Here is a 16941-nt window from a genome sequence, read left to right as displayed (position 1 = left end):
GAAGCGGCCGGCCGCGTTGCCGAAACTGACTCCATCGAACAAGCAATCACGCTTCTCGAAACCCACCGAACGGAGTCCATCATGAGCCTGCAAACCACCCTGTTTACCGCTGCTGCCGCCGTCGCCCTGGCCCTGTCCACCGTCGCCGCCCAGGCCGCCCCGCAGGAAGTCGTCAAGCTGGAGCGCGTCGTCATCACCGGCAAGGCCGTGCGCGAAGTCGCCGTGCTGCCCCGCGTCGTCGTCACTGGCACCGCCGTGCGCGAAGTGGCCCAGCTGCCGCGCGTGATCATCAACGGCCACAGCGAAGCCACGCTGCTGCGCCAGGCCACGCTCGCTGCCGCCAAGACGACGACCAAGCGCATCTGAGCGAAGGTGATCACTTCATGCGAATGACGCCTTTCCAGAACACCGCCGAGCCGAGTCGCCAGCGCTGCTGAGCCAGCGTTGCCGACTCGGCTCGGCCTATTTGAGAATTTCAAGCATCCGTGCCCGGTCGAAGCCGACCACGCGCTGGCCACGCACGACCAGCGTGGGCGTGCCCGCGGCACCCAGCGCCCGGTAGTCCGCCAGGCATTGCGTATCGCGCTCGATGAAGCATTCCTGGAAGGGAAGGCCTTGTTCGGCCATCCAGCGCCGCGCGGCCAGGCAGTAGGGGCAGGTCTCGGACGAGATCATGCGGATGTCGCCCGGCTTGACGAGCGCCGCCAGCGCCTTGCCGTCCTCGGACGCCACATGGCTGCGCCAGGCCGCCGAGGCCAGCCAGGTGCCTGCCACGACGAGGATCAGGGACAGCGGGGGCCGCTTCATGGCCCCATCCTAGGCGCCCCTCAGAACAGCTTCACGAACAGCCAGTAGAGCCCGCCCGACGGCCAGCATCGCCACGGCCGCGGCGGGCTGGGCGAGGGGTCAATAGACCTCCGGCACGACGATGTCGTCGGGCACGGGATGGCGGATGTAGTCCTCGCGGCGCTCGCGGGCCGGCAGCTCGATGTCGGCGTGCGGCACCTCCTCGTAGGGCATCTGGCTCAGCAGGTGGTGGATGCAGTTCAGCCGCGCGCGCTTCTTGTCGTCGGCCTTGACGACCCACCATGGCGACTCGGGGATGTGGGTGCGCTCCAGCATCACCTCCTTGGCCTTGGTGTATTCCTCCCAGCGGCGGCGCGACTCCAGGTCCATGGGGCTCAACTTCCACTGCTTCAGCGGGTCGTGGATGCGGCCCAGGAAGCGCACGCGCTGCTCGTCGTCGCTGATCGAGAACCAGTACTTGATGAGCTGGATGCCCGAGCGCACCAGCATGCGCTCGAACTCCGGCGCGGAGCGGAAGAACTCCTCGTACTGGTCGTCGGTGCAGAAGCCCATGACGCGCTCGACGCCGGCGCGGTTGTACCAACTGCGGTCGAACAGCACGATCTCGCCGGCCGCCGGCAGGTGCGACACATAGCGCTGGAAGTACCACTGCGTGCGCTCGCGGTCGTTGGGCGCCGGCAGCGCGGCCACGCGGCACACGCGCGGGTTCAGACGCTGCGTGATGCGCTTGATGACGCCGCCCTTGCCTGCCGCGTCGCGGCCCTCGAACAGGATGACGACCTTGTGGCCCGTGTGCTGCACCCAGTCCTGCAGCTTCACCAGCTCGCTCTGCAGCCGGAACAGCTCGCGGAAGTAGCGCTTGCGCTCGGTCGACGCGTCAGCAGGCTCGTCGCCGGCTGTCACGCCGTACTCGCGGTCTTCCAGTTCGAGCTCCAGCTCCTCGTCGAAATCGTCCTGCAGGTCACGGTGAATGCGCTTCACCAGTTCGTCTTCGATGTAGCTCACGGCGGCTCCCAACGCAAAACCGGGAAGCTAGGGCGACGTCATGGCAAGGCTGTGACAAGCCCTGTTGACAGCATCGTTTACATGCGTAATCATTCGCCATCGTTTACACACGTAATCATGAAAAAAACGCCTCCTCCCATCAGCGACGCCGAGGCCCAGGTCATGCGTGAACTCTGGGCGCGCTCCCCGCAGGGCGCGGACGAGATCGCCGCCACGCTGGGCCCGCGCCAGGGCTGGCAGCTCGCCACCGTGAAGACGCTGCTGAACCGCCTGCTGAAGAAAGGCGCCGTCACCGCCGAGCGCGACGGCCGCCGCTTCCTGTACGCGCCCGCCGTGCCCGAGGACGCCTGGGTGGCCGACACCGGCCTGTCTCTCATCGACCGCCTGTTCGGCGGGCACCTGGCGCCGCTGGTGGCGCAGTTCGCGTCGGAGCGCAAGCTCAAGCCCGAGGACGTCGAGGCGCTGAAGGCGCTGCTGAAGGAGCAGGGGCATGAGTGAGCGGCTGCTGGCGGTGCTGCTGCAGCAGGCGCTGCTGCTGAGCGTGGGCGTCGTGCTGGTGGCCACGCTGCGCCCGCTGCTGCTGAAGCGCCTGGGTGCCGGCAGCGTCTACGCGGCTTGGCTCATCGTGCCGGCGCTGCTGGCAACGCCGGCGCTGCCGCGGCCGGCGCAAGAGCCGCTGCGCGTGGTGCTGCAGGCATCGGGCACCGCGGAAACCGTGGCGGTGCCGTCGTTGCCCGCGCCGCCGCCTGACCGCGCAGTGGTCTGGCTGGCGCTGTGGCTGGCCGGCTCGGCGCTGGTTGCCGCGACCCAGGCCCGCCGACAACGGCGCCTGGCTCGCCTCGGTGCTCAGCTACCCGCCGGCAGCAGCCCCGCCCTCGTCGGCTTGCTGCGCCCGCGCGTCGCGCTGCCGGCGGACTTCGAGCAGCGCTTCTCGCCCACGGAACGCGAGCTGATCCTCGCCCACGAGCAGGTTCACCGCGACCGGCTGGACAACCTCTGGAACCTGCTCGCCTGCGTGCTGACGGCGCTGCATTGGTGGAACCCGCTGGCCTGGTGGGCGGCGTGCCGCCTGCGGGCCGACCAGGAGCTGGCCTGCGACGCCGCCGTGCTCGCCGCCCGGCCCGGCGCGCTGGCCGACTACACGCGTGCACTGCTTGCGGCCCATGACCTCACGCACCACGGCGCGCCACTGGCCAGCCGCTGGGGCACGACACACCCGCTCGTTGAAAGGATTGCCATGCTGAACCGCCCTCGTCCCTTGAACCGCCGCCGCGCGCTGCTGCTGGCCGCTGGCGTGACTGCGGTCTCCACGCTGGCCTACGCGGCGGAGAGCCCGCCGCCAGCTGCGGCCGGCGCCGGCTACATCGAAATGCAGCTGAAGGTAGAGCGCAGCCAGGGAAGTTCCAAGTCGACTATCGAGGCCCGCGTTGTCGGTCGCGATGGTGAACGCGTGACCGTCCTGCTAAAAGGTATCGGCCTGCCCGGCGACGAGCCCGACTGGACGAAGGAGCCTCTGTCAATCACGCTCTGGCCGAAAAAGGCCGGGGACTCGGCTGCGATCAGGACGCAGATCAGCCACGGAGAGCCCGCCATCGAACTGGGTCACCCCGGCTTCATGTCCGCCTGGGGCCAGAAAGCCCGCATCGAGATCACTCGCCCCGACTCGGACGAGAAGTTCGCGCTGGAGCTGACCCCGACGGCGCTGCCCGCCGATTTCCAGCCACCGAAGAACACCTTCTGACGCCGCCATGACCGACTCGCTGCTGGCCGCTCTGCAACGTCAGGCCCTGCTGCTGAGCCTGGGCACGCTGCTCCTGCTGGCCCTGCGGCCGCTGCTGCTGAAGCAACTCGGTGCCCGCGCGACCTACGCGGCCTGGCTGCTGCTGCCGGCGCTGCTCGTGACGCCGCTGCTGCCCAGTCTCGGCGCCAGGCCGCTGCCGGTACTCGTGACGGTCGCTGACCTGGCCCGCACGGCAGCGGCGCCACTACTGCCCGCACCCACGCCCGAAGCGATCTGGCCTCGACTGCTGCTGACCGCCTGGCTGGGCGGCGCGGCACTCGTGCTGACGTTGCAAGCAGCGCGGCAATGGCGGCTCGCCCGCCACGGCACGCGGCTGCCGGCCGGCACCAGCCCCGCACTCGTCGGCCTGTGGCGGCCGCGCGTGGCGCTGCCGGCCGACTTCGAGGCTCGCTTCACCGCCGACGAGCGCCAGCTGATCCTGGCCCACGAAGAAGTGCACCGCACCCGCCACGACAACGCCTGGAACCTGCTGGCCTGCACGCTCACCGCGCTGCACTGGTGGAACCCGCTGGCTTGGGCTGCCGCGCGCCGCATGCAGGCCGACCAGGAACTCGCCTGCGACGCGGTCGTGTTGGCGCGTCAACCGGATGCCCTCGCCACCTACACCCGCGCGCTGCTCGCGGCGCACGACCTCACGCACCACGGCGCGCCGCTGGCCAGTCGCTGAGGCAGCTCCCATCCGCTTGTCGAAAGGATTGCCATGTTGAACCGCCCTGCCCTGCTGCCACGGCGTCGCGCCGCTGCCCTCGGCCTCGCGCTGCTCGCCGTCGTGGGCCTGGCCTACGCCGCGCAGGACACCTCGCCCGACGCCGAGGGGCCGCAGGTGGAGCTGAAGCTGGACATCCGCCACGTCACAGGCCCCGAAAAGGCCCGCACGACGTTGACGAGCCAACCTACCGTCCGCACGGCTCTGGGCAAGCGGGCGCTAGTCATGTTCAACGGCACGCCCGACCACCCCACGCCGGACTCCCTGGCCATCGCCATCGAGGCCCGGGACCTGGGAGACGACAAGATCGACCTGCAGGCCGAAATCAGCAGGGGCGCGCCGCTGAACGTGGTTGCACGCCCCAGGCTGATCACACGAAACGGCATCAAGGCCACCATCGAACTCGGGAGCAACGACCCTGCGGCGATGGATTTGCTGTCAGTGGTCATCACGCCGACGCTGCAGGGCGCAGCCAAGCTGTGACGTCAGGCCGGCACTGGCCTGCCGCGAGCCTCAGCCCGGCACCCGGTAGTTCTCAGCCCCGAACAGGTCGACGCCGCACTCCAGCTGTTCGACCCAGTCGATGAACTCGTGCACGGCCGCGCCCACCATGGGCGAGCCGTGCTGGGGCGCGATCATCTGGATGTCCAGCTGACGCACCATCGCCGCCCACAGCCGCAGCACCTTGTTGCTGACCATGTAGCGGCGGTGGAAGCCTTCCATGCGCGGGATGTGCGCGGCCAGCGACGTCACCGACTGCTCGGGGTTGAGCCCGCCGCCCAGCGAGGCGCCGAGGTCGCCGGAGAACAGGATGCGGCTCACCGGGTCGTAGAACTGGAAGTTGCCCTCGGCATGCAGGAAGTGCGCGGGCAACGCCCACAGCTCGAAGCGGTCGTCGCCCGTGCCCAGCCGCAAACGCTGGCCGGCATCGGGCAGGCCCACGACGCGGCCCAGCGTCTTGCCGGGCTTGCAGAAATGCGGCGCAAACCGCTCCCACAGGCGCGAGATGTAGACCGGCGCCTCGGTCGCCGTCATCCAGCGGTCCAGCGACGCAATGATGTCCGGGTCGGCATGGGACGCCAGGATGGCGGCCAGCTTGTGCGGCGGAAAGAACGCCGACATGCCGAGGTACAGCTGGTGATAGGCGATGTTGCCGCCGGGGTCGAGGATGGCGCCGGTGTCGCCGTTGACCAGCAGGAACTGGTTGGACTGCACGGCGTCGCCGCCCTCGTCACCCAGTCTGGAGAACATGGCGCAGACATGCCGGCCCTGGCGGAACAACTCGATGGACATCCTGGCAACCCGGACAGTGGTGGTGGCTGCGCAGGCTAACTGCCCTGCGCGTGGCAGGTCTTGAGCGGGATCAAGCCGAGTCAAATACTGGATGCAATTACAGTCTGCGCTTTTCGTCTTTCGTCTTCGCTGATCCATGAGCCTTGCCGACGTCCGCGCGGCCCTGAGCGCCGAGCTGTCGGCCACGCCCGAGTACTACGACTTCAAGGTGCTGCACACCGAACGCGACGGCAGCCTGTGGCGCGTGACGCTGGAGCCGGGCTACGTGTTCGCCGAGGGCCAGCGGCCGGGCGCGGCATCGGCGCAGGCGCTGTTGGACGACAGCCTGGACGGCGCCTCCGCGTGGTGGGGCGCGCCGACCAAAGGCGGGGCGAGCGTGCTGGCCGTCGTCGCCGAAGACGACCAGCTCGTGCTGCAGAACGCCAGCAGCCCACCACCGCCGGCCGGGCACCTGATCCGCCTCTACCCGACGCGCTTCCTGAACGCCGTGGCCGACGCCTGGTACGACACGCCGTGGGCTGAGGCAGCGCTGGCGGGCCTGCCCGACCTGTCGAGCCCGCAGCCGCTGCGCGGCGGCATGGCGCTGACCGGCGAGCCCTTCCGCTGGCTGCGCCCGGCGCAGCGCGCGGCGCTCGGCTTGATCCATCACAGCAGCGGCTTCCTGTGGGGCCCGCCGGGCACCGGCAAGACGACGACGCTGGGCGTGCTGCTGGCCGAGTACCTGGACCGCCACCCACAGGCCCGGGTGCTGCTGCTGTCCACCACCAACCAGGCCGTGGATCAGGCGACGCTGGCTGTCGACAAGGCGCTGGAGAAAGGCCGCCGCGGGCACCTCCGCGCCGACGTGCAACGGCTGGGCACGCGCTTCGACGCCGCCGCCTACGAAGGCCGCGAGCATCTGATCCCGACGCAGGACCGCGACCTCATCGCCCGCCTTGCACGCGCCGAGGGCCAGCGGCCATCGGCCCGCGACGCGCTCGCGCTGAAGGCCTGGGCAGACCGCGTCGCCGCCCTGCGTGACGAGCTGCGCGCGTCGTCGCTGAAGGTGCTGCAACGCTGCCGCCTGGCCAGCATGACGACAACACGCGCCGCCTTCACGCTCAAGACGCTGCGCGAGATGTCGCCCGACGGCGAGCCGCCGTTCGACCTGCTGGTGTTCGACGAGGCCAGCCAGGTCAGCCTCGCGCACGCACTGGTGCTGATGCCGCTGAGCCGCGCACGGCTGTTCGCGGGCGACCCGCAGCAGCTGTCGCCGGTGCTGCGCAGCGACTCTCCGCCCGCGCGCCGCTGGCTGGGCCGCTCGGCGTTTGCCGAGATGCCGCGCGGCAGCAGCCCGGCCGTGGCGCTGCTGGACGAGCAGTCGCGCATGGCGCCGCCGATCGGCGAGCTGGTCAGCCAGCTGTTCTACGACGGCGCGCTTCGCGTGGCAGGCGACTCGGCAGCGTCGCCGGACTGGCAGGCAGCGCGGCAGCGCAAACTGGGCGGCATCGCCGCCGACACGCACGTCCACGTGCACCGCCTGAAGACCGACGGCGGCTGGGTGGCCGCCGAGCGCGGGCCGGTGCGGCGCGAGTCGGCCGAGGCGATCGCCGAGCTGCTGGCGCAGGCGCTGGCCAGCGGCGCGTGGCAGCCGCACGAGCTGATCGTGCTGACACCGTTCCGCGCCCAGCGTGCGCTGATCCGCCAGCGGCTGCGGGCACGCGGGCTGCCGGAGTCGCTGCGCGTCAGCACCGTGCACCGCGCCCAGGGCAGCGAGGCGCCGGTCGTGCTGTTCGACCCGGCCGACGGCGCCCAGCCCTTCCTGCACGGCGAGGAAGCGCAGCGGCTGCTCAACGTCGCGCTGAGCCGGGCGCAGGCCAAGCTGGTGCTGTTCGTGTCGCCCGCCGACGCGGCCAGCCCGCTGCTGGCGCCGCTGGTGCAACGGCTGCGGCTGGCCGGCGACACGCGGGCGGTGACGCCGCTGCTGGCGCTGGCGCGGCAACCCGGCTTTCCGGCCAACACGCTCGGCCAGCGCGTGAGCGCGGGGCGGCACGAGGGCGAGGTGGTGCGCGTCAGCCCGGACGGCCAGCAGTTCTGGCTCGTCAACGCCCGCACGGGCGCCGAGCAGCTCATCGACGCGGCGTTCTGGCGCGAGCGCGCGAAACGCGCCGGCTGAGCCCGGCTGAGCCCGGCTGAGCTCGGCTAAGGCCTCAGCCCGACGCCCAGACCTGCCAGCACCAGCGCAGCCAGACAGGCCCAGCCGGAGAACAGCCAGCGCCAGGCACGATGCCGCGGCACGTAGCCGACACCGCGCACGAAGCCCGCGCTCATGGCCCAGAACAGCAGGGTCGCCAGCCCGTGGTCAGCATGGCCGTTGGCGCGCGCGAACAGCAGCGGGTAGGCCGTGCCCACCAGCATCAGCGCCAGGCCGGTCAGCAGGCTGGGCCAGTGCAGGCCGGGTGACGTCGCCGTGCTCATGCTTCGTCGTCCTGTCGATGCGAGGCACGCCGGTCCTCGGCCATCTCGCCCCACATCGCGTTCATCACGGCCAGCAGCACGGCGAAGCCGACACCCAGAATCCAGGCGAAGTACCACATGGCAGGCCCTTTCAGTAGGCAGTGTGTTCGTTGGCGCGGATGTGCTCGACCGTGACCTTGCCGCGCATCACGCGGTAGGCCCAGCCGGTGTAGAGCACGATCAGCGGCATGAAGAGCACCGTGGCGCCGAGCATCAGTGCCAGCGTCATCGGGCTGGAGACGCTGTCCCAGACCGTCAGGCTCGCGCCGGGCATGCTGGACGACGGCATGATGAACGGGAACATGGCTGCGCCGGCCGTGCCGATGATGCCCAGCATCGCGAGCGATGACGCGACGAAGGCCGACAGCGTGCGCCGCGCACCGGCCAGCCCGGCGGCCAGCAGCGCACCGGCCACGCCCAGCGCGGGCAATGCCCACAGCGCCGGCAGGCGGCGGTAGTTGCTCCACCAGCCCTCGGCGCTGCGCACGACCACTTTGGCCAGCGGATCGGGCATGGCGTTGGGATCGGGCGCCTGGGTCATCGCGAACCCCTCGATGCCGCCGAAGCGCAGCCACAGCCCGGCCGCCACGAAGGCCAGCACCGTCACGACCGCCGCGCCGCGCGTGGCCGCAATGGCGCGCGCCTGGATGACGCCCTCGGTGCGGTGCGCGAGGTAGGTGCCGCCGTGCATCGTGATCATGGCGCTGCTGACGACGCCGGCGAGCAGCGCGAACGGGTTGAGCAGCTGCCAGAAGCTGCCGGTGTAGTTGCTGACGAGGTAGTCGTCGAACTGGAAGGGAACGCCCTGCAGCAGGTTGCCGAAGGCCACGCCAAAGATCAGCGGCGGCACGGCACCGCCGATGAACAGGCCCCAGTCCCAGGTGCTGCGCCAGCGGGCGTCGTGGAGCTTGCTGCGGTAGTCGAACCCGACGGGCCGGAAGAACAGCGCCCACAGCACCGCCAGCAGCGCCCAGTAGAAGCCGCTGAAGGCGGTGGCGTAGACCAGCGGCCAGGCGGCGAAGATGGCGCCGCCCGCCGTGATGAACCAGACTTGGTTGCCGTCCCAGTGCGGGCCGACGGTGTTGATGACGACGCGACGCTCCTCGTCGCTGCGGCCGGCGAAGGGCAGCAGCGTGCCGACGCCCATGTCATGGCCGTCCATGATGGCGAAGCCGACGAGCAGCACGCCCACCAGCAGCCACCAGATGATCTTCAGGGTTGCGTAGTCGATCATGGCGTTCTCCTCAGGCGTGTGCGGGTTCGTGGTCGTAGCGGCCGGTGCCCAGCGACCCCGGCCCCTGGCGCGCGAACTTCTGCATCAGGTAGACCTCGACGATGAGCAGCACCGTGTAGAAGCCCACGAAGCCGGCCAGCGAGCCGTAGAGGCTCTCGGCGCTGATGGTGGACACGCTCAGGTGCGTGGGCAGCACGCCGTAGATCGTCCAGGGCTGGCGGCCGTACTCGGCGACGAACCAGCCCAGCTCGCAGGCCAGCCACGGCGCCGGCAGCATCCACAGTGCCCACTTCAGCAGCCAGGGCCGGTAGGCGCAGGCGCCCTTCAGCGTGGTCCAGAACGACAGGCCGAACAGCGCCAGCATCAGCATGCCCAGGCCCACCATGAGGCGGAAGCTCCAGAACATCGGCGTGACGCGGGGCACGGTGTCGTTGACGGCGCGCTCGATGATCTCGGGCGTGGCCTGACGCACATCGGTGACGTACCTCTTCAGCAGCAGGCCGAAGCCGAGGTCGGCCTTGTGGCGTTCGAAGGCTTCCAGCGCCACCGGATCGTCCCGGTGCTTGCGCAGGGCTTCCAGGGCGATGACGGCCTGGATGCCGCGCTCGATGCGCTCCCGGTTCTTGACCTTGATGTCGCGGATGCCCGGGATCTCCTTGCTCAGGCTGCGCGTGCCGATGATGCCCATGACGTAAGGGATCTCGACGGCCCAGTCGTTCTTCTGCTCGGCCTCGTTGATGCCCGCGATCATGTTGAAGCTGGCCGGAGCGGGCTCGGTGTCCCACATCGCTTCGATGGCGGCCATCTTGGTCTGCTGGGCCTCGCCGACCGTGTAGCCGGACTCGTCACCCAGCACGATGACGCTGAGCACGCTGGCCAGGCCGAAGGCCGACGCCACGCGAAAGCTGCGCTTGGCGAACTCCACATCCCGGCCCTTGAGCAGGTACCAGCTGCTGACGGACAGCACGAACATGGCACCCGTCGCGTAGCCCGCCGACACGGTGTGCACGAACTTGGCCTGGGCGTCGGGGTTGAAGACGACGGCCCAGAAGTCGGTCATCTCCATGCGCATGGTCTGGTAGCTGAACTCGGCGCCCACGGGGTTCTGCATCCAGCCGTTGGCGATCAGTATCCACAGCGCCGACAGGTTGGTGCCGACGGCCATCAGCGTCGTCACCAGCAGGTGCTGCGGACGGCTCAGCCGATTCCAGCCGAAGAAGAACAGGCCAATGAAGGTGCTCTCCAGGAAGAAGGCCATCAGGCCCTCGATCGCGAGTGGCGCGCCGAAGATGTCGCCGACGTAGTGCGAGTAATAGGCCCAGTTCGTGCCGAACTGGAACTCCAGCGTGATGCCGGTCGTGACGCCCAGCGCGAAGTTGATGCCGAAGAGCTTGCCCCAGAAGCGGGTCATGTCCTTCCACACCGTCTTGCCCGTCATCACGTAGACCGTCTCCATGATGACGAGCAGCCACACCATGCCGAGCGTCAGTGGCACGAAGAGGAAGTGGTACATCGCCGTGGCTGCGAACTGCAGACGCGACAGGTCGACGACATGTTCCGAGATCACCGGGGTTCTCCTTGGTCGGGGGCGGGTGCTGCAAGGTGTCGGGCGGCCGCGGCGGCGTCGGTGCTGACATGCTGGTCGCGCACGAACATCCACCAGAGGCCGACGAGCGCCAGCAGCTTGATGACGACCACCCAGGCCAGGTGGCGGACGAGGCGGTGTTCATCGTGTGACATGACCGGTTCATCCCAAGATCCATGCCAGCCAGCACACCTTGACCGGCAAGTCGCCAAGTGGCTGTCACGACAACGATTTCGCCTCGTCATCAGGGGCTGCCAGGTCTGCCATCCGGCGGCAGCCGCGACTGCCACGCAGTCACTGGCAGTGGCGCATGGCAGTCACACCGCGTGGCGGTGCAGCGGTCTCTTTAAGTTTCGACGCCGCGCCCGATCTAGGGCGCATATCCACTGGAGCCCACCATGCTGCTCGCCTGCCCCCACTGCGGCACCCGCAACCGCGTCCCCGATGAACGTGTGGCCGACGATCCCACCTGCGGGCGTTGCGGCCAGCCCGTGGCGCCGCGCAAGCCGGTGGCGTTGGGAGACGCGGACCTGGGCCCCTACCTGCAGGGCACCGAGGCGCCGGTGCTGGTGGACTTCTGGGCCGCCTGGTGCGGCCCCTGCCGGTCCTATGCGCCGCAGTTCGAGCAACTGGCCGCCGCGCGGCCCGAGCTGCGCTTCGTAAAGGTGGACAGCGACGCCGCCCCCCGCAGCAGCGCGGCGCTGCAGATCCGCAGCATCCCGACGACGCTGCTGTTCGTTGGCGGCCGCGAGGTGGCGCGGCAGAGCGGCGCGATGTCGGCCGCGCAGCTCAGCGCATGGGTGGATGCGGCCCTGCGCTAACTCAAGCCCAGCGCCTTGAGCCGCCGATAGAACGTGCGCTCGCTCAGGCCCAGCTGCTCGGCCATCTCGCGCCGGCTCAGCCGCCCCTCGGCGACGAGGCGGCAAATCTCGGCGTCCGCCGCCGGTTCCGGCACGGCCGGCGATGCCGCCGTCGGCGCCAGCACCTGCCGGGGCGCGTGCAGCCACTCGGGCAGGTGCTCGGGCCGCACGATGCCGTCATCGGCGAACAGCCGCGCGCGCTCCAGCACGTTGCGCAGCTCGCGGATGTTGCCGGGCCAGTCGTGGGCCTGCAGCCGGGCCATCGCAGCCGGCTGGATGACCAGCCGCTGCGCCGCCTTGCCCCCGCGCTGCAGGAAGGAGTCCACCAGCAGCGGGATGTCGTCGGCCCGCTCGCGCAGTGGCGGCAGGAAGATGGGGAAGGCGGCGATGCGGTAGTAGAGATCCTGCCGGAAGCTGCCGTCCGCCACCATCTGCTGCAGCGGCTTGTGCGTGGCGGCGACGAGCCGGAAGTCGGCCTGCTGCGTCTCGGTGGCGCCGACGCGGCGGAACGTGCCCGACTCGATCAGCCGCAGCAGCTTGACCTGCATGCCCAGCGGTACGTCGCCGATCTCGTCGAGGAACAGCGTGCCGCCGGCAGCCGTCTCCACGAGGCCCGGCTTGCGGTGCTGTGCGCCGGTGAACGCGCCCTTCTCGTGACCGAACAGCTCGCTCTCGAACAAGGTCTCGGGCAGGCCCGAGCAGTCCACGACGACGAGCGGGCCCTCGCGCCGGTCGCTGGCCTCGTGCACCGCACGCGCGAACAGCTCCTTGCCCGTGCCCGACTCGCCCTGCAGCAGCACCGGCAGCTCCGATCGCGCCACGCGCTGCACCGCTTCCAGCGCGCTGTTGAAGGCCGGTGAGCGCCCTACCAGCCCGGCCTGGCTGGCGCGGGCGGAGGCGTGCCTGACGGTCGTCAGCCGCTCCACATAGGCCACCACCTGGCCATCGGCGCCGAGGATGGGGCGCAGCTCCACGTCCACGTGCTCGGGGCCGCGCGGCGTGTGGTGGATGTGCAGCACGCGGTCGGGGCCCTTGAGCTCGAACGCGCGCTTCATCGGGCAGTGCTCGCCGGCCTGGTCGCACGGCACGTCGTAGTGGTGGGACACGCGGTAGCACTTGTGGCCCAGGTAAGGCCGGTCCGCCGTACCGAACTGCCGCTGGTAGGCGGTGTTGGCGGCCAGGATGTTGTAGTCCGGGTCCATCACGATCATCGGCTGGGCTTCGTGCTCCAGGTAGGAGACGAGCGCCTGTACGGGCGGTGCGGCGTCGGCGTGTGCGGGCATGGTGGGGCGCATTGTGGGCGACGACTGCCAGGCGCTGCCAGTTCACTGCCAATCTGCCGGACATGGCGGCAGCCGGCGCAGGCCCGGCGATGCCGCGACAGCGCCGCCCGCGCGCGAATCCTGTGCTGCATCAATAACTTGCGACGCCAAACCCTGCAGCGACCAACGCTGGCACGGGTCTTGAAAAGAAGCGAGGGACGACCACCGCCCCTGCCAGGGCGGCGGCACAACCCGAAGGCTCTCGAGGAGACAGACATGAAGGCGAATGAAGGAACCGTGGATCGCGGCGTGCGCGTGGCGGCCGGGCTGGCACTGCTGGCGCTGGCGGCCACCGGCACCGTGGGGGTGTGGGGCTGGGTCGGCGTCGTGCCGCTGCTCACGGGTGCGCTGGGCTTCTGCCCGCTGTACGCCGTGCTGGGCATCACCACCTGCCGGCGCTGAGCCGCCGCCACGGGAGACCGACATGACCACTCCTTCCCGACTGCAGGTCGAAGGCTTCTTCGATCCGGGCACCTGGACCGTCAGCTACCTCGTGCTGGACCGCGAGACGATGCAATGCGCGCTGGTCGACAGCGTGCTGGACTACGACCCCAAGTCCGGCCGCACCGACACCGCCAGCGCCGACCGCCTCATCGCCCGCGTGCGTGACCTCGGCGCGCAGGTGCAGTGGATCCTGGAGACGCATGTGCATGCCGACCACCTGTCCGCCGCGCCCTACCTGCGCCGCGCGCTGGGAGGCCGGCTGGCCATCGGCAGCCACATCACCACCGTGCAGCAGGTGTTCGGCCAGCTGTTCAACGCCGGTCCGGACTTCGCCCGCGACGGCCGGCAGTTCGACCACCTCCTCCAGGACGACGAAGCCTTCGCCATCGGTGGCCTGCAAGCCCGCGCGCTGCACACGCCGGGGCACACGCCGGCCTGCATGACCTACGTCGTCACGGCCGGCGAGGGTGCCGACGCCGACATCGCCGCCTTCGTCGGCGACACGCTGTTCATGCCCGACTACGGCACCGCCCGCTGCGACTTCCCCGGCGGCAACGCCCGCACGCTGTACCGCTCCATCAACAAGGTGCTGAGCCTGCCGCCGCACACCCGGCTCTACATGTGCCACGACTACCAGCCCGGCGGCCGTGAAGTGCAGTTCATCAGCACCGTGGCCGACGAGCGCGCGAACAACGTGCACGTGCGCGACGGCATCAGCGAGGACGCCTTCGTCGCCATGCGCAACGCACGCGATGCGACGCTGGGCATGCCCACGCTGATCCTGCCGTCGGTGCAGGTCAACATGCGCGCCGGCGAACTGCCGCCCGCCGAGGACAACGGCGTGCGCTACCTCAAGATCCCGCTGAACGCGGTCTGAGTTCCGACAACACCCGCGAGGAGACAAGCATGGAACTCAAGACGCTGACACCGGACCTGGCCGTGGCCGCCCAGATCCACGCCGCCGACCTGGCGGAAATCTTCAACGCCGGCTTCCGGACGCTGATCTGCAACCGCCCCGACGGCGAAGGCAATGACCAGCCGGTGTTCGCCGAACTGGAGGCCGCGGCGCGCGGCCTGGGCATCACGATGCACTACCTGCCGGCCGAGTCCGGCAAGGTCACGGACAAGCAGGGCCGCCAGTTCGGTGAGCTGCTGGCCGGCAGTGCCAAACCGGTGCTGGCCTTCTGCCGCACCGGCATGCGCTCGACGACGATGTGGGCCTTGTCGCAGTCCGGCCAGCGGCCCCTGCCGGAGATCATCGAGCGCGCGGCCCGCGCCGGCTACGACCTCAAGGGCGTCGTGCGCCGACTCGTCAACGGCGGCAAGACGCCCGTGGAGGTGGCGGACGCGACGCACGAGGTGGTCATCGTCGGCGGTGGCGCAGCCGGCATCGCGGTGGCCAGCAGCCTGCTGGCGCGCCAGCCCGACCTGGACATCGCCATCATCGACCCGGCCGACGTGCACTACTACCAGCCCGGCTGGACGCTGGTGGGCGGCGGCGTGTTCGACGCGGCCACCACCGCGCGCACGCTGGCCTCGGTGCTGCCGCGCGGCGTGCACTGGCTGAAGGCCGCCGTGGCCGCGTTCGAGCCCGAGCGCGACGCGGTCATCCTCGACGGCTGCCGCGTGGTCAAGTACCGGCAGCTCGTCGTCTGTCCGGGCCTGAAGCTGGACTGGCACGGCATCGACGGTCTGGTGGACACACTGGGCCGCCATGGCGTCACCTCCAACTACCGCTACGACCTCGCGCCCTACACCTGGCAACTGGTGCAGCAGCTGCGCGGCGGGCGCGCGGTGTTCACGCAGCCGCCCATGCCCATCAAGTGCGCAGGCGCGCCGCAGAAGGCGATGTACCTGTCGGCCGACCAGTGGCGCCGCGCCGGCGTGCTGCGCGACGTGGACATCCAGTTCTGCAACGCCGGCGCCGTGCTGTTCGGCGTGGCGGACTACGTGCCCGCACTGATGCAGTACGTGCAGGCCTACGGCATCCACCTGAACTTCGGCCAGACGCTGACCGCCATCGACGGCCCGGCCCGCACCGCCACCTTCAGCCAGGCCCACGCCGACGGCAGCAAGACCCAGGTGGTGCGCGAGTTCGACATGATCCACGTCGTGCCGCCGCAGAAGGCGCCGGACTTCATTCGCGTGAGCCCGCTGGCCGATGCCGCCGGCTGGGTGGACGTTGACCCGGCCACGCTGCGCCACAGGGCCCATGCCAACGTCTTCGCGCTGGGCGATGCCGCCAACACCCCCAACGCCAAGACAGCCGCCGCCGCACGCAAGCAGGCGCCCGTCGTCGCGCACAACGTGCTGGCCGCCCGCGGCGCCGCCCAGGGCGAGGCCCGCTACGACGGCTATGGCTCCTGCCCGCTGACCGTGGAGCGCGGCAAGATCGTGCTGGCCGAGTTCACCTACGGCGGCAAGGTGGCGCCCAGCTTCCCGAAGTGGCTCATCGACGGCACTCGGCCGTCGCGCCTGGCCTGGCTCCTGAAAGAGCGAATCCTGCCGCCGCTGTACTGGGAAGGCATGCTCAAGGGCCGCGAGTGGCTGGCCGAGCCCGAGATGGTGGGCTGACCCGTGGCGCCAGACGTCACCGGCCTGAGCCTGCTGATGGGCGCCGTCGTCGGCGTGGTGCTGGCACTCACGGGTGCAGGCGGGGGCATCCTGGCCGTGCCGCTGCTGGTGTTCGGCCTGCACCTGCAGATGGCGCAGGCCGCCCCGGTCGGGCTGCTGGCCGTGGGGCTGGCCGCGGCCTTGGGCGCCCTGCTGGGCCTGCGCGAGGGCATCGTCCGCTACCGAGCCGCACTGCTGATCGGGCTGACCGGCATGCTCATCGCACCGCTGGGCGTGGAGTTGTCGCACCGCCTGCCCAACGGCCCGGTGATGGCGCTGTTCGCCCTCGTGCTGGCCTGGGTCGCGTGGCGCCATCTGCGGCCGCGGGCGCCGGCAGCCGACAGCCAGCCCCGGCGCCGGCCTGCGTGCGCGATGAACCCGGCCACCGGCCGGCTGTCATGGCGCGCACCGTGCACGGCGCTGCTGGCGCTGACCGGGGCGCTGTCGGGCCTGCTGAGCGGCCTGCTGGGCGTGGGTGGCGGCTTCGTCATCGTGCCGATGCTCTCGGAGATCAGCAACGTGCCGTCGCGCGGCGTCGTGGCCACGTCGATGGCGGTCATCGCGCTGGTGTCGGTAGGGGGCGTGCTGGGCGCAGCCACGCAGGGTGCGATGGACTGGCAGGTCGCCGCGCCGTTCGCGGCCGGCGCCGTGCTGGCGCTGCTGGCGGGCCGCCGGCTCACCGCCCGGCTGAACGCTGCCCGGCTGCAGCAGGCCTTCGGCGTGCTGGCCGCCGTGGTGGCGATGGCGATGCTGGTGCGGGCCGCCGGGCACTGAC

At 70.3% G+C, this 16941-nt stretch carries 20 protein-coding genes; 11 read left to right on the top strand and 9 right to left on the bottom strand.

Going from position 1 to position 16941, the window contains the following annotated elements; translation table 11 throughout:
- Positions 1–81: 81 nt before the first annotated feature.
- The gene (locus ACG04R_RS09755; protein WP_394408858.1) at positions 82–366 is read left to right on the top strand and encodes a hypothetical protein; all 285 of its coding nucleotides are present in this window, start codon (positions 82–84) and stop codon (positions 364–366) included.
- Between the two features lie 96 nt (positions 367–462).
- On the opposite strand, the gene ACG04R_RS09750 is transcribed toward ACG04R_RS09755, so the two are convergent.
- Positions 463–807 carry a glutaredoxin family protein gene (locus tag ACG04R_RS09750; protein ID WP_394408855.1) on the bottom strand — a complete coding sequence of 115 codons (345 nt, stop codon included), beginning with the start codon at positions 805–807 and terminating at the stop codon, positions 463–465.
- 99 nt (positions 808–906) lie between these two features.
- On the bottom strand, positions 907–1812 hold the full coding sequence (ppk2, locus tag ACG04R_RS09745) for a polyphosphate kinase 2 (protein ID WP_394408852.1): 906 nt from the start codon (positions 1810–1812) through the stop codon (positions 907–909).
- Positions 1813–1929: 117 nt separating this feature from the next.
- Here ppk2 and ACG04R_RS09740 point away from each other — a divergent pair, with 117 nt between their 5' ends.
- From ACG04R_RS09740 to ACG04R_RS09725, 4 genes are read left to right on the top strand one after another with little or no spacing between them, the layout of a single operon-like run.
- The gene (locus tag ACG04R_RS09740; protein WP_394408849.1) at positions 1930–2310 is read left to right on the top strand and encodes a BlaI/MecI/CopY family transcriptional regulator; all 381 of its coding nucleotides are present in this window, start codon (positions 1930–1932) and stop codon (positions 2308–2310) included.
- Positions 2303–3553 carry a M56 family metallopeptidase gene (locus ACG04R_RS09735; RefSeq protein ID WP_394408846.1) on the top strand — a complete coding sequence of 417 codons (1251 nt, stop codon included), beginning with the start codon at positions 2303–2305 and terminating at the stop codon, positions 3551–3553. Before ACG04R_RS09740 ends, ACG04R_RS09735 begins: the two co-directional genes overlap by 8 nt.
- Positions 3554–3560: 7 nt before the next feature.
- Positions 3561–4280 carry a M56 family metallopeptidase gene (locus tag ACG04R_RS09730; protein ID WP_394408843.1) on the top strand — a complete coding sequence of 240 codons (720 nt, stop codon included), beginning with the start codon at positions 3561–3563 and terminating at the stop codon, positions 4278–4280.
- Between the two features lie 36 nt (positions 4281–4316).
- On the top strand, positions 4317–4802 hold the full coding sequence (locus tag ACG04R_RS09725; protein WP_394408840.1) for a hypothetical protein: 486 nt from the start codon (positions 4317–4319) through the stop codon (positions 4800–4802).
- 30 nt (positions 4803–4832) lie between these two features.
- On the opposite strand, the gene ACG04R_RS09720 is transcribed toward ACG04R_RS09725, so the two are convergent.
- Positions 4833–5612 (bottom strand): oxygen-binding di-iron domain-containing protein, encoded by a 780-nt coding sequence (locus ACG04R_RS09720; protein ID WP_394408837.1) that lies wholly within the window; start codon positions 5610–5612, stop codon positions 4833–4835.
- A gap of 136 nt (positions 5613–5748) precedes the next feature.
- On the opposite strand from ACG04R_RS09720, the gene ACG04R_RS09715 reads away from it, so the two are divergent.
- Entirely contained in the window at positions 5749–7767 is a 2019-nt protein-coding gene (locus ACG04R_RS09715) for a DEAD/DEAH box helicase (RefSeq protein WP_394408834.1), read from the top strand.
- Positions 7768–7793: 26 nt separating this feature from the next.
- Here ACG04R_RS09715 and ACG04R_RS09710 read toward each other — a convergent pair whose 3' ends face one another.
- From ACG04R_RS09710 to cydP, 5 genes are read right to left on the bottom strand one after another with little or no spacing between them, the layout of a single operon-like run.
- The gene (locus ACG04R_RS09710; protein ID WP_394408830.1) at positions 7794–8069 is read right to left on the bottom strand and encodes a cyd operon YbgE family protein; all 276 of its coding nucleotides are present in this window, start codon (positions 8067–8069) and stop codon (positions 7794–7796) included.
- On the bottom strand, positions 8066–8188 hold the full coding sequence (gene cydX, locus ACG04R_RS09705) for a cytochrome bd-I oxidase subunit CydX (RefSeq protein ID WP_394408827.1): 123 nt from the start codon (positions 8186–8188) through the stop codon (positions 8066–8068). Before cydX ends, ACG04R_RS09710 begins: the two co-directional genes overlap by 4 nt.
- 11 nt (positions 8189–8199) lie before the next feature.
- On the bottom strand, positions 8200–9342 hold the full coding sequence (gene cydB / locus ACG04R_RS09700; RefSeq protein WP_394408824.1) for a cytochrome d ubiquinol oxidase subunit II: 1143 nt from the start codon (positions 9340–9342) through the stop codon (positions 8200–8202).
- 10 nt (positions 9343–9352) lie between these two features.
- A complete protein-coding gene (locus tag ACG04R_RS09695) occupies positions 9353–10909 on the bottom strand; it encodes a cytochrome ubiquinol oxidase subunit I (protein ID WP_394408821.1) in 1557 nt (518 codons plus the stop codon).
- Positions 10906–11082 (bottom strand): cytochrome oxidase putative small subunit CydP, encoded by a 177-nt coding sequence (cydP, locus tag ACG04R_RS09690; protein WP_394408818.1) that lies wholly within the window; start codon positions 11080–11082, stop codon positions 10906–10908. The genes ACG04R_RS09695 and cydP overlap by 4 nt, the downstream gene beginning before the upstream one ends.
- A 243-nt stretch (positions 11083–11325) precedes the next feature.
- On the opposite strand from cydP, the gene trxC reads away from it, so the two are divergent.
- Entirely contained in the window at positions 11326–11748 is a 423-nt protein-coding gene (trxC, locus tag ACG04R_RS09685) for a thioredoxin TrxC (protein WP_394408815.1), read from the top strand.
- Here trxC and ACG04R_RS09680 read toward each other — a convergent pair.
- Positions 11745–13070, bottom strand: coding sequence for a sigma-54 interaction domain-containing protein (locus ACG04R_RS09680; protein WP_394408813.1), 1326 nt, complete (start codon positions 13068–13070; stop codon positions 11745–11747). The genes trxC and ACG04R_RS09680 overlap by 4 nt on opposite strands.
- A gap of 255 nt (positions 13071–13325) precedes the next feature.
- On the opposite strand from ACG04R_RS09680, the gene ACG04R_RS09675 reads away from it, so the two are divergent.
- From ACG04R_RS09675 to ACG04R_RS09660, 4 genes are read left to right on the top strand one after another with little or no spacing between them, the layout of a single operon-like run.
- Complete coding sequence (locus ACG04R_RS09675) at positions 13326–13511, top strand: YgaP family membrane protein (protein WP_394408811.1); 186 nt, start codon at positions 13326–13328, stop codon at positions 13509–13511.
- A 22-nt stretch (positions 13512–13533) separates the two neighbouring features.
- Positions 13534–14430 carry an MBL fold metallo-hydrolase gene (locus tag ACG04R_RS09670; protein WP_394408808.1) on the top strand — a complete coding sequence of 299 codons (897 nt, stop codon included), beginning with the start codon at positions 13534–13536 and terminating at the stop codon, positions 14428–14430.
- Positions 14431–14459: 29 nt separating this feature from the next.
- Positions 14460–16127, top strand: a complete 1668-nt coding sequence (locus ACG04R_RS09665) for a bifunctional protein tyrosine phosphatase family protein/NAD(P)/FAD-dependent oxidoreductase (RefSeq protein WP_394408805.1) — start codon at positions 14460–14462, stop codon at positions 16125–16127.
- 3 nt (positions 16128–16130) lie between these two features.
- Positions 16131–16940 carry a sulfite exporter TauE/SafE family protein gene (locus ACG04R_RS09660; protein WP_394408802.1) on the top strand — a complete coding sequence of 270 codons (810 nt, stop codon included), beginning with the start codon at positions 16131–16133 and terminating at the stop codon, positions 16938–16940.
- The last annotated feature ends 1 nt before the right edge of the window (position 16941 follow it).

The organism is Pelomonas candidula (assembly GCF_043555985.1).
GTDB lineage: Bacteria > Pseudomonadota > Gammaproteobacteria > Burkholderiales > Burkholderiaceae_C > Pelomonas > Pelomonas candidula.
This window is presented reverse-complemented; position numbering and strand designations above follow the sequence as displayed.

What these genes read in the sequence shown, in the direction of transcription:
- ACG04R_RS09665 (WP_394408805.1), top strand. Translation starts at nt 14,460, where the DNA reads ATGGAACTCAAGACGCTGACACCGGACCTGGCCGTGGCCGCCCAGATC.
- ACG04R_RS09715 (WP_394408834.1), top strand. Translation starts at nt 5,749, where the DNA reads ATGAGCCTTGCCGACGTCCGCGCGGCCCTGAGCGCCGAGCTGTCGGCC.
- ACG04R_RS09675 (WP_394408811.1), top strand. Translation starts at nt 13,326, where the DNA reads ATGAAGGCGAATGAAGGAACCGTGGATCGCGGCGTGCGCGTGGCGGCC.
- trxC (WP_394408815.1), top strand. Translation starts at nt 11,326, where the DNA reads ATGCTGCTCGCCTGCCCCCACTGCGGCACCCGCAACCGCGTCCCCGAT.
- cydX (WP_394408827.1), bottom strand. Translation starts at nt 8,188, where the DNA reads ATGTGGTACTTCGCCTGGATTCTGGGTGTCGGCTTCGCCGTGCTGCTG.
- ACG04R_RS09735 (WP_394408846.1), top strand. Translation starts at nt 2,303, where the DNA reads ATGAGTGAGCGGCTGCTGGCGGTGCTGCTGCAGCAGGCGCTGCTGCTG.
- ACG04R_RS09710 (WP_394408830.1), bottom strand. Translation starts at nt 8,069, where the DNA reads ATGAGCACGGCGACGTCACCCGGCCTGCACTGGCCCAGCCTGCTGACC.
- cydP (WP_394408818.1), bottom strand. Translation starts at nt 11,082, where the DNA reads ATGTCACACGATGAACACCGCCTCGTCCGCCACCTGGCCTGGGTGGTC.
- ACG04R_RS09730 (WP_394408843.1), top strand. Translation starts at nt 3,561, where the DNA reads ATGACCGACTCGCTGCTGGCCGCTCTGCAACGTCAGGCCCTGCTGCTG.
- ACG04R_RS09740 (WP_394408849.1), top strand. Translation starts at nt 1,930, where the DNA reads ATGAAAAAAACGCCTCCTCCCATCAGCGACGCCGAGGCCCAGGTCATG.
- ACG04R_RS09670 (WP_394408808.1), top strand. Translation starts at nt 13,534, where the DNA reads ATGACCACTCCTTCCCGACTGCAGGTCGAAGGCTTCTTCGATCCGGGC.
- ACG04R_RS09755 (WP_394408858.1), top strand. Translation starts at nt 82, where the DNA reads ATGAGCCTGCAAACCACCCTGTTTACCGCTGCTGCCGCCGTCGCCCTG.
- ACG04R_RS09680 (WP_394408813.1), bottom strand. Translation starts at nt 13,070, where the DNA reads ATGCCCGCACACGCCGACGCCGCACCGCCCGTACAGGCGCTCGTCTCC.
- ACG04R_RS09750 (WP_394408855.1), bottom strand. Translation starts at nt 807, where the DNA reads ATGAAGCGGCCCCCGCTGTCCCTGATCCTCGTCGTGGCAGGCACCTGG.
- ACG04R_RS09720 (WP_394408837.1), bottom strand. Translation starts at nt 5,612, where the DNA reads ATGTCCATCGAGTTGTTCCGCCAGGGCCGGCATGTCTGCGCCATGTTC.
- cydB (WP_394408824.1), bottom strand. Translation starts at nt 9,342, where the DNA reads ATGATCGACTACGCAACCCTGAAGATCATCTGGTGGCTGCTGGTGGGC.